This window comes from Spirillospora sp. NPDC048824, assembly GCF_043198455.1.
Classification (GTDB): Bacteria; Actinomycetota; Actinomycetes; order Streptosporangiales; family Streptosporangiaceae; genus Spirillospora.
The window spans coordinates 53,433-66,483 of the sequence record NZ_JBICUS010000005.1 but is presented as its reverse complement, the minus strand read 5'-3'; the positions used below and the strand labels follow the sequence as shown (position 1 = coordinate 66,483).

The 13,051-nt window shown below is 71.0% G+C and carries 10 protein-coding genes; 5 read left to right on the top strand and 5 right to left on the bottom strand.

Features of this window, described 5'->3' with window-relative positions:
* Nucleotides 1-297 precede the first annotated feature (297 nt).
* From ACGFIS_RS11425 to ACGFIS_RS11410, 4 genes are all read left to right on the top strand, one after another.
* Nucleotides 298-2,613 (top strand): PQQ-binding-like beta-propeller repeat protein, encoded by a 2,316-nt coding sequence (locus ACGFIS_RS11425; RefSeq protein ID WP_392970427.1) that lies wholly within the window; start codon nt 298-300, stop codon nt 2,611-2,613.
* Nucleotides 2,613-4,775, top strand: a complete 2,163-nt coding sequence (locus tag ACGFIS_RS11420; protein ID WP_392970424.1) for a PQQ-binding-like beta-propeller repeat protein — start codon at nt 2,613-2,615, stop codon at nt 4,773-4,775. Before ACGFIS_RS11425 ends, ACGFIS_RS11420 begins: the two co-directional genes overlap by 1 nt.
* Nucleotides 4,776-4,969: 194 nt before the next feature.
* Nucleotides 4,970-5,416 carry an Hsp20/alpha crystallin family protein gene (locus ACGFIS_RS11415; protein WP_392913049.1) on the top strand — a complete coding sequence of 149 codons (447 nt, stop codon included), beginning with the start codon at nt 4,970-4,972 and terminating at the stop codon, nt 5,414-5,416.
* A gap of 213 nt (nt 5,417-5,629) precedes the next feature.
* A complete protein-coding gene (locus ACGFIS_RS11410; RefSeq protein WP_392913047.1) occupies nt 5,630-5,962 on the top strand; it encodes a MerR family transcriptional regulator in 333 nt (110 codons plus the stop codon).
* A gap of 54 nt (nt 5,963-6,016) precedes the next feature.
* Here ACGFIS_RS11410 and ACGFIS_RS11405 read toward each other — a convergent pair whose 3' ends face one another.
* Nucleotides 6,017-7,258, bottom strand: coding sequence for an NAD(P)/FAD-dependent oxidoreductase (locus ACGFIS_RS11405; RefSeq protein ID WP_392970422.1), 1,242 nt, complete (start codon nt 7,256-7,258; stop codon nt 6,017-6,019).
* A gap of 176 nt (nt 7,259-7,434) precedes the next feature.
* Entirely contained in the window at nt 7,435-7,659 is a 225-nt protein-coding gene (locus tag ACGFIS_RS11400; protein ID WP_392970419.1) for a hypothetical protein, read from the bottom strand.
* 186 nt (nt 7,660-7,845) lie between these two features.
* Here ACGFIS_RS11400 and ACGFIS_RS11395 point away from each other — a divergent pair, with 186 nt between their 5' ends.
* Nucleotides 7,846-8,649, top strand: coding sequence for an FHA domain-containing protein (locus ACGFIS_RS11395; protein ID WP_392970779.1), 804 nt, complete (start codon nt 7,846-7,848; stop codon nt 8,647-8,649).
* 120 nt (nt 8,650-8,769) lie between these two features.
* Here the strand turns inward: ACGFIS_RS11395 and ACGFIS_RS11390 are convergent, their stop codons facing one another.
* The 3 genes from ACGFIS_RS11390 to ACGFIS_RS11380 all read right to left on the bottom strand — a co-directional run bounded on the left by ACGFIS_RS11390 (nt 8,770) and on the right by ACGFIS_RS11380 (nt 12,679).
* Nucleotides 8,770-10,482 carry a serine/threonine-protein kinase gene (locus ACGFIS_RS11390; RefSeq protein WP_392913043.1) on the bottom strand — a complete coding sequence of 571 codons (1,713 nt, stop codon included), beginning with the start codon at nt 10,480-10,482 and terminating at the stop codon, nt 8,770-8,772.
* 395 nt (nt 10,483-10,877) lie between these two features.
* A complete protein-coding gene (locus tag ACGFIS_RS11385; protein ID WP_392970416.1) occupies nt 10,878-11,576 on the bottom strand; it encodes a response regulator in 699 nt (232 codons plus the stop codon).
* Entirely contained in the window at nt 11,573-12,679 is a 1,107-nt protein-coding gene (locus ACGFIS_RS11380; RefSeq protein ID WP_392913041.1) for a sensor histidine kinase, read from the bottom strand. Before ACGFIS_RS11380 ends, ACGFIS_RS11385 begins: the two co-directional genes overlap by 4 nt.
* Between the last annotated feature and the right edge of the window lie 372 nt (nt 12,680-13,051).

Genomic DNA, 13,051 nt, shown 5'->3' with positions numbered 1-13,051 from the left:
GGAACCGGCTGCGCGCCGCCCACGAGGTCCGCCCCGGACCGGCTCCAGGTCGCCGCTTCGGCGACGAACCGGCTCCGCCTGGCGGGGGACGCCGACGACCTCGTACCGGCCGTCGGAGACATCGCCCCGTCCGTTGTCCGGCGAATGCGGGCGAACCCTCTGTCGAGCAGAAGCGTCTACTTGGGCGCGAGCGCCCCGATGCCCCTTCGACGATGGAGAAGCACGACTATGATCATGCGCCGGATGCCGGGCACGGCCGAGTCGGGCCGAGGTGCCGCGGCCGGGGGAGGGAGCCGAGTGAGCGGTGTCGCGTCGGTACGGGCGGGCGACCCGGAGGGGCTCGGGCGGTACCGGATCGTCGGGCGGCTCGGTGGCGGCGGGATGGGCACCGTGTTCCTCGCCCTGTCGCCGGGCGGGCGAGCGGTCGCCGTGAAGGCGATCCGGGCGGAGCTGGCGGAGGATCCGGGGTTCCGGCGCCGGTTCGTCCGGGAGGTCGACGCAGCCCGCCAGGTGAGCGGCTTCTTCACCGCCGCCGTGGTCGACGCCGACCCCGAGGGGACGCCGCCGTGGCTGGCCACCGAGTACGTGCCCGGGGTCTCCCTGGACGCGGCGGTGGCCGAGCACGGCACCTGGCCGGAGGGAACGGTGCTCGCGCTGGGCGCCGCGCTGGCGGAGGCGCTGGAGAGCGTGCACGCGGCGGGCGTGGTGCACCGCGACCTCAAGCCGTCGAACGTGCTGCTGGCGGCGGACGGCCCGCGCGTGATCGACTTCGGGATCGCGCGGGCGGCCGAGGCGACCGAGCTCACCGAGACCGGCATGGTCATCGGCACGCCCGGCTTCATCGCACCCGAGCAGCTCGTGGCCGACGAGGTCACCGCCGCCGGCGACGTCTTCGCCCTCGGCGCCGTGCTGGTGTTCGCGGCGACCGGCACCGGCCCGTTCGGGACAGGGCACGCCCACGCCCTGAACTACCGGGTCGTTCACGAGGAACCGGAGCTGACCGGTGTGCCGCCCGCGCTGGCGGACGTCGCCGCCCGCTGCCTGGCCAGGGACCCCGTCCGGCGTCCCACCGTCTCCGGACTGGTCGGGGAGTTGAGCCGCCTGGCGGGGACCGGGCAGGCCGCGGGCTTCTTCACGGAGGCGGGCTGGCTGCCCGCCCCGGTGGCCGCGCAGGTCCTCCGCGTCCGGTCCGCGCCGCTCCCGCCCCCGCCCGGTGTCCCCGCCCCGCCCGGTGTCCCCGCCCCGCCCGGTGTCCCCGGCCCCAGCCCCAGCCCGCCCGGTGTCCCCGGCCCCAGCCCCAGCCCGCCCGGTGTCCCCGCCCCGCCCGGCGTGCCCGTTTCGACGGGACGGGCACGGGCGCCCGGCCCCACGCGGCGCCGGATCCTGGCCGCGGTGGCCGCCGCGGCGGCGGTCGTCCTCGCCATCGGGGCGGCCGTCCTCGCCGTCCGGCTGTCCGGTGACGACGGGAAGGCCGAGGCGGCCGGGCCGCCGCAGCGCGAGGAGCTGTGGACCTTCCCCCTGGCAGAGGACATGGACCTGACGCAGGTGGTCGGCGGCACGGCGTTCATCGACGACCGGAAGGGCGGCCTGTACGCCTTGAACAGCGAGAACGGCCGGCTGCGCTGGAAGCACGCGCATCCCCTTGACGAGGGCGTCCCGACGGGCCCGCGGTTCCTGGGGGCCACCGAATCGGTGGTGTACTACGGCGCCGGTGAGTACACCTACGCCCGGGACGCCCGCAGCGGCGAGGAGCTGTGGAAGTGGAAGGACCACGGCATTCATCCGTCGGTCGAGATGGTCGGAGAGAAGATCTACGCGTCGGACGTCCGGCTGATCGCACGCGACTCCCGAACCGGGCGGGAGATCTGGCGGAACACCTATGAGGGCTACTCGAAGGAGGGGCCGACCGTCTCCGGGGGAGTCGCCTTCGTGGTGATCAGTGACGGCACCCTGCGCGCGGTGGACGCGGAGACCGGCGCGGACCTCTGGCGCCTCCAGGTCGGGGACCGGCTCGAAACATCGCCCGTCGTCGCGGACGGAATCGTCTACTACGGCGTCCAGGACGGCTCCCTGCACGCGGTGAGCGCCGCGACGGGCCGGTACGCGTGGAAGCAGAGCTTCGAGGGCGCCTCCTGGGACCCCGCCATCGCAGGCGGAGCCGGCGCCCCGAAGATCGCGGACGGAGTCGCCTACTTCGAGAACGACGGCTACGTGTGCGCCTTCGCCGCCGACACCGGCAAGCCGCTGTGGCGGCACAAGACGGGAGTGGACGAGGCCCGTCTGCTGTCGGTCGAGAAGGGGACGGTGCTCGTCAGCGACGGTGACGACGAGGAGGCCGGGAACCTCTACGCCCTGGACGTCCGCGACGGCACCCGCCTGTGGAAGGAGCACCTGGGCGGGAGTCCGAGCATTGTCGACGGTCGAGCGGTCGAGAACGGGACGGTGCTCGTCAGCGACGGTGACGACGAGGAGGCCGGGAACCTCTACGCCCTGGACGTCCGCGACGGCACCCGCCTGTGGAAGGAGCATCTGGGTGGAAGCCCGAGGGTCATCGACGGACGACTCTACGTCGTGGAGGACGACCTTCTGCGCGTGCTCTCGGACGCCGGCTGATGGGGAGGGAAAGCGGAGTGGAGGCGTACGCGCCGCTGGAGGCGGGCGACCCGGAGCAGCTCGGGCCGTACCGGATGGTCGGGCGGCTCGGCGGCGGCGGGATGGGCCAGGTGTTCCTGGCGTCGTCGCCGGGTGGCCGCGCGGTCGCGGTGAAGGTGGTGCGGGCCGAGCTGGCGGAGGACGCCGGGTTCCGGCGACGGTTCGTCCGGGAGGTCGAGGCGGCCCGCCGCGTGAGCGGTCCCTTCACCGCCGCCGTGGCGGACGCCGACCCGGACGGGACGCCTCCATGGCTGGCCACCGAGTACGTGCCGGGACTGTCGCTGAAGGCCGCGATCGACGCGCACGGCCCCCTGCCGGACGGGACGGTCCGGGCCCTGGGCGCCGCGCTCGCGGAAGCGCTAGAGGGCGTGCACGCCGCGGGTGTGGTGCACCGCGACCTCAAGCCCTCGAACGTACTGCTGGCCGCGGACGGCCCGCGCCTGATCGACTTCGGGATCGCGCTGGCGTCCGAGGGCACCCGGCTGACGGTGACCGGGGCGATGGTCGGCACGCCCGGCTTCATGTCCCCCGAGCAGTTGCGGGGCGGCGCGGTCGGCCCGGCGAGCGACGTCTTCGCCCTCGGCGCCGTCCTGGCGTACGCGGCGACCGGGGCCGGACCGTTCGGCGGCGGCTCGGTGCACGCCCTGAACTACCGGGTCGTCCATGGGGACCCCGACCTCACCGGCGTGCCGTCCGGGCTGGCGGACGTCGTGGCCCGCTGCCTGGACAAGGACCCTGACCGGCGCCCCACCGTCCCCGGCCTGGTCGGGGAACTGGGCCGCGCGTCGCGGGCGTGGCCGCCCGGTGGAGCCGGCTGGCTGCCCGAACCGCTGACGGCCGAGATCACCCGCACCGTCCCCGCACCCCCCACTCCCGCCGCCGCTCCCACGGCCGTTGCGACGGCGCCGTATCCCGGCCGACCACCCGGTCTCCTTCCCCGGCGCGGAGGGCGGTGGCTCACACGGAACCGTGCCCTGGCGGGTCTCGCCGCCGTCACCGTCCTCGTCACCGCCGCCGCGACGCTCGTCCTCACCGGCGGCGAGCCGGACGCCGGCGGGCAAGGCGGGACGGACCGCGCCGCGGAGCCCCGCCCGCCGGTACTGAAGCAGCTGTGGTCCTACGGAACGCAGCCGAACTGGACGCCGGTGGTCAAGGACGGGACGGTGTACTTCGGCGAGGGCGACGGAAGCGTCCACGCCGTGGACGCCCGAACCGGCGACCGCCTGTGGAAAAGCGACGGGGCCTGGGGCAGCGGAGACTCCCTGCTCCTTTCCGGTGACAGCATCTACTCCAGCGGATACACCGACTCCTCGTTCGACGGCGGCCGCGTGTTCGCGCTGGACGCCGGTACCGGCCGCAGGCTGTGGGAGCACCCGGTTCAGGCACTGCACGACGAGGTGCTCTCCGGAGGGAATTTCTACTTCCACCACGGAACATCCGAGATTTGGCAATCGTCGGTGGAGGCGCTGGACACCGCCACCGGCAAGAAGTTGTGGAGCCACGAAACCGAATTCGTGTGGGAGCTGGCCGCCCACGGTGACGTCGTCTATTACGTCGGGAGCAGCAAAGAGGAGCCGGGTCCGCAACTGCATGCGCTGAACGCCGGCACGGGCGAACGGTTGTGGAAGGTGCCTTTCGCCAAGGATGTTCACGACAGGCCGGCGTCGCTCACCGTCATCGGCGGCGTCCTCTACGCGATGGGCGAGAACGGCACCGTCTCGGCCCACGATGCGAGCGACGGCAGGCGCCTGTGGAGTTCTCCGACGGGCCTCCGCGACTTCGATGACTCAGGCCCACCCGTGGTGGCCGATGGGCTTCTCTATGCCAGCGCCACCGATCCTCAGGAGGAGAACGGCCAGGCGTTCGCCATCGACACGAAGACCGGCGCGGTGAAGTGGCGCCGTAACCTTCCCCTGGTGAGCTCGTCCCTCACCGTCTCGTCCGGGACGGTCTACGTCGGTACGACGTCCGGCGAACTGCACCTGCTGAACGCCGGCGACGGCGCCTCTTTGGGAAAGGTGCGGCTGGCGGACGGCCGGGACCCCAATGCGGTGGTGTCCGGCGGGGTGGTCTACTTCGGCGCCGGTGACGGCAATCTGCGCGCGGCCACCATCACCCGCTGACTCCGGGCGCCGAAGCGGAGCGTGGCATGCCTTCGGCCGACGCGAGTAGCCGGCGAAGACGTCGCCCGGAGGCTCGGACTTGACGACCGTGGGCGCAGGATACTTATAATCTCGATTGCAGGTTTCTTCCTGCGATGTGGACAAGCATCCCGGGGCGTGGAGGCCCCCGGGGAATCATCGGAGGTGAACAGACGATGCTGCTGACGTCGATCGACCCGTTCGTGCAGGAGTTCGAGCGCCAGTTCGACCGGGCGGTGCGCCAGGCCGGCCTGAGCGGCCGGGGTGAGGGCGCGGGCATGCCGATGGACGGGATCCGCCGCGCGGACGACGTCGTCCTGCGGTTCGACCTGCCGGGCATCGACCCCGGCTCGATCGAGGTGACCGTGGACCGCGGCGTGCTGACCGTCACCGCGCGCCGCGAGGAAGAGTTCGGCGAGGGCGACCGCGTCTTCGTCCGCGAGCGCACGATGGGCGCCTTCACCCGCCGCGTCTACCTGTCGGAGCACCTGGACGCCGACGCGATCGAGGCCGCCTACAACAACGGCGTCCTGGCCGTCCGCATCCCCGTGCTGGAGCGGGCCAAGCCCCGCAAGGTCGCCGTTCAGCAGAGCGGCGACACCCATAAGTCCCTCCAGGCCTGAACACATCACCGGACACAACAGGCCTGAACCCACCCGACTGGACCGAGCGGCCGCGGTCCCGCTCGAGCGGGGACGGCACTTCAGGGTCACACCATGCCGTCCCCGCCCGGGACGGGCCACCCGTCCCGGGCGCGGAAGGGGCAGATACACCAAGCCGTGCACAGCGGCCCAAGCGAACCGGGCCGCACCGCGACCGGGAGAAAGGAGGGGAGTGTGAAGCTGCCCATGGACGACGAGCATGTGGCCCTGTTCACTGTCGGGCAGGTCGCCGACATGCTGCAGGTGCAGCAGGCGTTCCTACGCCGCATCGACGACCACCAGGTCGTCTCCCCCCAACGCTCGGCCGGCGGGCAACGCCGCTACTCCCGCCAGGAGATCGGCCGCATCCAGCAGGTCGTCGGCATGGTGGGCCAAGGCATGACCCTGCCCGCCATCCGCCGCATCCTCGAACTCCAGCACCAGCTCGCCGAACTCACCCGCGAACGCGACGAACTCGCCCGCCTCCTTGCCGCCCGCACTTCCGCCGACCCCGATCGCACCGCCTGAACATCCACCACCCGGCGGCGACCACCCCACCGGCATGATCCGGGCTGCCCTCGCTCATCCCGAGATGGGGACGGTCGTCCGCGGGCGGGAGTCGGCGAGGACGGCCTGCGCGGCGCGGCGTCCCGACACCAAGGCCCCCTGGGTGGAGCCGGTGTCACGGTGGTCGCCGCAGACGTACCGTCCGGGCCGGAGCCGCACCGGCTGCCGCATCCGCAGCGGGGGCGGCATCGCGGGGAGCGCCGCCTCGACGGGATAGGTCCCGATGAGCCGCCATCCGGAGGTGTCGCCGTAGATCTCGGTCAACCGCTCCAGCACGCGTGATTCGTCCGCGTCGAGGCCGAGCACGGACGTCGAGATGAGCGCGCGGCCGTCCGGGGAGTAGCGCGGGGCCGCGTCGGTGAGGACCAGCGTGTCGGTGATGACGCCCTCGGCGTCGATGATCTGGATCGGCTCACGCAGCGGTGAGGAGGGAGCCACGTGGTAGAAGGTCGTCACCGCGCGCATGACGGGTGCTTCGACCTCGGGCAGCAGCCGGGCCGCCTGGACGGGGTCGGTGGCGACGACCACGGCGCGGGCCTGGACGGTGGAGCCGTCGCCGGTGCGCACGCCGTCGTCGGTGATCTCCTGGACGGCCGTGTCGAGCGAGATCGTCCCTTCGGGCAGCCGGTCGGCGAGCTGCTGGGGGATGCGGCCCATTCCCAGCGCGGGGAGGGTGATGGTGCCGCGGACGAACGACCGCCAGATCATGTGGAAGTACCGGCTGGAGGTCTCCAGGTCGCGTTCCAGCAGCACGCCGGACAGGAACGGGCGCATCAGCCGGTCGATCATCACATCGGACAGGCCCCGCAGCCGGAGTTCGTCGTAGGTGCTTCGTTCGGGACAGTCGCGCAGCCAGGAACCGGAGGCGGCCAGGTCCCGGGCGGTCATCGCCGCCAGCGCCGCCTTGTCGCCGAAGGTGCCGATATCGGCGAGGGCACCGCTCAACGCGTGCTCGGGATGCTTCCACGGCAGCATCACCCGCTCCCGTCGGCCTCGGCGGAACACCAGCAGACCGGACGAGAACGGCTGGAGGTCCAGAGCCGCGAAGTCCAGAACCTGTCGGGCCTCGGGATAGGCGGTGTTGAAGACCTGAAAACCGCGGTCGAGGCGGAACCCCTCCACCAGGTCGGTGCGCACCCGGCCGCCGATCCCGTCGGACGCCTCCAGCATCCGAACCGGCACACCGGCCTGGTGCAGTCGCACGGCACAGGCCAACCCGGCCAGTCCCGCCCCAACGATGATGACGCTTTCGGACATCGCTTCCCCTTCCCCGGAGCGACCGTCCCGGCGACCTGCCGGTTTCTCCTGCTCAGTGCGATCGACTCGGCAACATCCGTTCATGGGGCACCATGCCCGCCGTATCCGTGGTCACTCCGAACCTGGCCCCGACGGGGAACGCGTGCAGTCACCCACGTCCCACGGCGCCCTTCGCTTCAGGTTTCACGGGGCTGTTCGGCGGTCCAGGCGGTGATGACGATCGCGAGTGAAGCGACGATCATTCCCGGTGGGAGCGGCGGCCACAGCGACAGCAGGGCGGCGAGGGCGAACAGGACCGCCGCGCTGCGCGGGACGGAGCGGCGACGCCACCCGGCGATCGCCAGGCGGGACGGCGCCTTCGTGCGGACTCCGGTGCACTGGTGGTGACGAATGGCAAGCACCGGCCGAGAACGACATCGGCGCGCGCCGGGAGGGGTCCCGGGCTCTTGCCGCATACTCGGCTCGTGAGACGGCGAGGGCAAGGCCGCGGGGTGATCGCGGCGGGTGTGTCATGAGCCGCAAGCCAGGCCCAAGTCCCGAACCCGGTTGGGTGACGACCTCTGAATGAAAGGAGCCCATACGTGCCAATGGATCCACCTGGACGCTTCCTGGAACGCTCGAAGGTCAGCCTGCTGTCAAAGGACCTCGGCAGTCTCGCCCACGGAGTTCCGCAGGCCGCGGTGCAGGGAACACTGTTCGTCATGGGTTCGCACGGTGGTATGCGGGTGGCGCCCGACGCCGGTTTCACCCTGTTGTTCGGCCGCAGCGAACGCGACGTCCATGTCTGTGTCGGTGACGACGACCGGCAAGTCAGCCGTCGGCACGGATCCATTACGCGCGAAGGCTCGAAATGGGTGCTGCGCAACGTCGGCAAGCGAGCGATCCGGTTCCCCGACTCACAGATTGTTCTCAGTGGTCATTACGCGGAATTGCCGTCCACATACGCGCCCCTGTTCATCGTGACCGAGGGGCGGCAGCACCTTCTCGAAGTACGGATCGCGACCGGACGAATGTGGCCGAACGGACCGGCGGTGCACGAGGACGAGACCGACAGCCCCAAGGCATGGGACCTCTCAGAGGAAGAACGCCTGGTGCTGGTGTGTCTCGCTCAGCGCTATCTACGACAGGAACCGCAGCCGCAACCGCTGACCTGGTCCCAGGTCGCAGAGGAACTTCACCATCTCCAACCGCAGCGAGGCTGGACGAAAAAGGTGGCCCCGCATCTCGTCAAGACCGTGCGCGAGAGGCACAGTTCCCGGGTGGCCGGGCTGCTGGAAAAGGAGATTCCCCCGCCGATCGGCAACGCGCTCAACCACAACCTCATCACCGCGTTGCTGGTGCGCGGTGTCCTGACACCGGAGGACCTCGACCTGCTGGAGGAGCCCCGCTAGGCGGTTTCGTTGGACTAGCGCCATTGGACCAGATTCGGATCGCCCCCGGTCACCTGCGGACGTTGGCCGCCATGGCCGCCGCGACCTCTGCCGGATTGCCATCGTCCACTGTCGTCCGCATTAGCCGCTGGGCCAAACGATGGTCTTGGACCTGGCCACCTCGGTGCCGTTCTTCTCCACCACGATGTAGACCTTCTCGCCCACGCCGTTGTAGTCGAAGCGGTCCGTGTCCGCGTAGCCGCTGCCGTTCGTGGTCACCGTCGCGCCGGGGTTGGAGTAGTCGTCGGTGGGAGAGACAGGCTCGATGTGGTACTCCGTATTCGGCTCGAAGCCGGACATCACAATGTGCATTTTCGCGCACTCCGGCGCCTGGCAGGTCTCGTTGTAGTCGCCGGTCCGGCCGCGGGTGAGGGCGACGACCGGCCCTGCCGGCGGCCTCGACGACACGGAACGGGACGTGGACGTGGTCGGTGTGCGCCTCGGCTTGGTGGGTGTGACCGCGGGCGTCACCGTGGGCGTCACCGCCTTGGACGGTCTGGCCCTCGTCGCCACCGCCTTGGTCGGTTCGGCCGTCGTCACCACCGTGCCCGGCTGATTCGTTTCCGGTTGTGACCCGAATGGGGCGCAGGCGACTACCACACCGGTCGTCACGAGTAGAACCACCGCGGCGGAGGCCGAAATCGCGATCAGCCACCTGCGGCGAGAGGGTTCGCCGCTCGTGGGACGTCGTGGCGTGGCCGAGGGCGGCACCGGGTCCGCGGCCGGTGGCGGGCCCCCGGCCACTTGACGGACGCGCGACCCGTCCCCGACGGTGGTCATGGCGGCCTGCCGGGGCATGGCCGCTGCGGCGTCGGCCTTGTCCGGGATGGTCGGACCGGCGCCCCCCTGCGGCACCTCGGTGGGCTGTGGCGTCTCGGGTTCGGGCGGCATCCCGGGGCCCCGCGGCGGGGCCGCGGCGTCGGGTGCCGTCAGCGAGTGTTCGGTGACCATCTCGATGATGGACGCGGGCAGCCAGTCCTCATGCCTGGCGGCCGGGGCCAGGCGTTCGATCAGCTCGGCCACGTCCGGACGGTCCGCCGGTGCCTTGGCGAGGCATCCGGCGACGAGGCCGCGAAGCGGGTCCGGCAGGCCGGTCAGGTCCGGTTCCTTGTCCAGGATCCGGTAGACCGCCGCCGCGATCGAGGTCGCGGCGAACGGGCTGCGTCCGGTGGCCGCGAACGCCAGCACAGCACCCAGGGAGAAGACGTCGCTGGCCGGGCCGAGCTCGTCGTCGTCCCCGCGCGCCTGTTCGGGAGACATGTACGCGGGCGTGCCGATCAGCGCGCCCGATGCCGTCAGCGTGGACGCGTCGTCCAGGTGGGCGATACCGAAGTCGAGAATGCGCGGTCCGTCGGCGGCGATCAGGACATTGCCCGGCTTGAGATCGCGATGCACCAGCCCGCACGCGTGCACCGCCGACAGGCCCTCGGCGATACCCGCGCCGAGGGTCAGTACGCTCGCGGGAGGCAACGGCCCGTGCTCGTTCACCGCGTCTCGCAAGGACGGGCCCGGAATGTAGGCGCTGACGACCCACGGCGGGTCCGCCTCGGCGTCCACGTCCACCACCTGCGCGGTGTGGAACCCGCCGACCCGGCGCGCCGCCTCCACCTCCCGTCGGAACCGGGTGCGGAAGGCGGGCTCGTCCGCGACCGACGGATGGATCACTTTGACCGCGACCGGGCGACCTCCGGGAGAACGCCCCAGGTAGACCCGCCCCATGCCACCACTGCCGAGCCGTCCGAACAAGCGGTACCGACCGAGGATCCGAGGATCGGATCGGCGTAGCGGTTCCATTTTCAGCTGTCCCCCTCGCTGCCCGATACGCAATGCGGTATCCGGAGCCCGCAAATGAGAGTCCCACAAGACCCTCTCATCATTTCATGATGTCACCGCACGTACGCCGATAGTCAGAAAGCCGCGTCAGTGAGCCTGGTCGTCCTGCATCAAGCACGACGGCACTCATCGGTGAACACCGGCAGCCGTTCCTTATTGCGCGGCGGGCATGGATGTAGGTGAGTTCGGGACCGGCGAGCTGAGATGGGCGACGAACCGGTCGAGCAGATGGCCGGCGTCGGTGCTTTCCAGGCGTTCGAGCAGAAGCAGATGCCAGTCCGCGTGATCACCAGTGCGCTCTGCGGGAGTAATCGGCGTTGACGCCGTCAATTCCGGGAGCGGAGATTCGGGAGTCGTCAGGTTCGGTCTCCGTCGCCCGCCACGCCCGCTCGATACGCCAGGACCACCGCCTGGACGCGGTCGCGGAGGCCCAGCTTGGTGAGGATGCGCGAGACGTAGGTCTTCACGGTCTCGTGGCCGATGACCAGCTCGGTGGCTATTTCGGCGTTCGACAGGCCTTCGCTGATGAGAAGAAGGACCTCGTGCTCGCGGGGGGTGAGGACCTTCAGGCGGTCGCGCTCGGGGGACGCGGGGACGGTGGAGGGGCGAAGACGCCCGGCGAAGCGGCCGATCAGCGCGCGGGTGACGACGGGCGCCAGGAGGGATTCGCCGCGCGCGACGGTGCGTACCGCGTTGATCAGTTCGGGGGGTGCGGCGTCCTTCAGCATGAAGCCGCTGGCGCCGGCGCGCAGAGCCTCGTACACGTACCCGTCGACGTTGAAGGTCGTGACGACAAGGATCTTCACCGGGTTGGAGGATTCGGGGCCCGCCAGGCGGCGGGTGGCCTCGATTCCGTCGAGCACGGGCATGCGGATGTCCATGACGACGACGTCCGGGTTCAGTTCCTCCGCTCTCCGGACCGCCGCCCGGCCGTCCGCGGCCTCGCCCACGACCTCCATGTCGGGCTGGGAGGACAGGATCGTGACGAAGCCGGCGCGCACGAGGGCTTGGTCCTCGCAGACCAGAACCCTGATCGGAGCAGGGAGAACGCTCACGCGGCGCCTCCCGCAGGGATGCGTGCGTGCACGTGGAACCCGCCCTCCGGACCGGGCCCCGCCGTGAATTCGCCGCCCAGCATCTCCACCCGTTCTCGCAGCCCGGCCAAGCCGCGGCCTCCCGAGATGCCCGGGCCGCCGTCGCGGAGGGCGGAGGACGCGGCCACGCCGCCGGACGTCCCAGCGGTGGTGACCTCGACGTCGGTCCAGTCGGGGGTGTGCGCGAGCCGCACCAGCGTCCTCCGTCCGGCGGCGTACTTCACCGCGTTGGTCAGCGATTCCTGCACGACGCGATACGCCGTGAGCCGGGCGCCTATGGCCATGTCCTGCTGCTCTCCTTCCTCGACCAGTTCGATCGGCTGGCCGCCTCCTCGTATCTGCTCCACAAGATCAGGCACCCGGCGCGGCATCGGTGTCAGGTCCGGGGACGCCGAATCGCCGGTCGCCTCCAGCACGCCGAGCAGGAATCGGAGTTCGGCCAGCGCGCGGCGGCCGGTGCCGTTGATCGCGCGGAGGGCCTCGGTGACGCTCTCCGGCGACTCGGTGAGGTACTGCGCTGCTCCGGACTGCACCACCATCGCGGTCACATGGTGGGTCACCACGTCGTGCAGCTCCCGCGCCAGGCGGCTGCGTTCCGCGGCGATCGCGGCCTGAGCGAACAGGTACCGCCGCTCGGCCTCGCGCGCCTTCCGCCCGCGGACCATGGCACCCAGCCCGAACGCCACCGCCAGGACGATGGAGAAGAGCAGGTAGTCGGTCAAGCCGGCAGGTGAGCCCAGCTCGTGCAAGGCGATGGCGAAGACCAGGTACCCGGCCGTCGCCACTGCCGCCACGACCCGCCGGAGGCGGTTTTGATGGGCGCCCGCGGAGTACAGCGCGATGTACAGGCCCAGGCTGCCGAAGCTCGGCGGGCAGCCGAGGCACTCGTACACCGCGAAAGAGGTCCCCGCCAACGCCAGGCAGGCGGCCGGCCAGCGGGTACGCACCGCCATCGGCAGTGTCATCCCCAGCGTCAGCAGCACGCTCGCGACGGACGCGGGGTGGGTGGGAAGGTCTCCGAACTGCGGCGCGACCTGCGACAGCGGCGCCGCGAACGACAGCATTGTGAAGACGAGCGCGAGCTCACCGTCCCTGGTGGCGGTAGAGCGTGATCTCCACCAGCACCACAGCGAATGCAGCCGAACGGTTGCGGCGGCCACCAGCCTTACGCGTGCGAAGGCACCGCCGTCTCGCGTGTTCGATTCCGCCCCGGCCCCGGGGGACGGCGTCCCGGGACGGACGGCTTCCGGCCGTCCGGTGCGGAGGACGTGATCCGTCGGTGCAGGCGATGCCGGGCCCGATGGTTCATGAACTGCCTGGTCTTCCATCATCATTCACGATCCGGTAGGTACAACGCCGAGTGGTACGAGAAACGGGTCGTGGCCGGCGGCTCACTCCCATTCGGTACGCCCGTCCGGCATCCGCACCACGCGGCA

Coding starts and splice junctions, on each gene's coding strand:
- ACGFIS_RS11420 (WP_392970424.1), top strand. CDS start 2,613: ATGGGGAGGGAAAGCGGAGTGGAGGCGTACGCGCCGCTGGAGGCGGGC.
- ACGFIS_RS11415 (WP_392913049.1), top strand. CDS start 4,970: ATGCTGCTGACGTCGATCGACCCGTTCGTGCAGGAGTTCGAGCGCCAG.
- ACGFIS_RS11405 (WP_392970422.1), bottom strand. CDS start 7,258: ATGTCCGAAAGCGTCATCATCGTTGGGGCGGGACTGGCCGGGTTGGCC.
- ACGFIS_RS11395 (WP_392970779.1), top strand. CDS start 7,846: ATGGATCCACCTGGACGCTTCCTGGAACGCTCGAAGGTCAGCCTGCTG.
- ACGFIS_RS11390 (WP_392913043.1), bottom strand. CDS start 10,482: ATGGAACCGCTACGCCGATCCGATCCTCGGATCCTCGGTCGGTACCGC.
- ACGFIS_RS11380 (WP_392913041.1), bottom strand. CDS start 12,679: ATGCTGTCGTTCGCGGCGCCGCTGTCGCAGGTCGCGCCGCAGTTCGGA.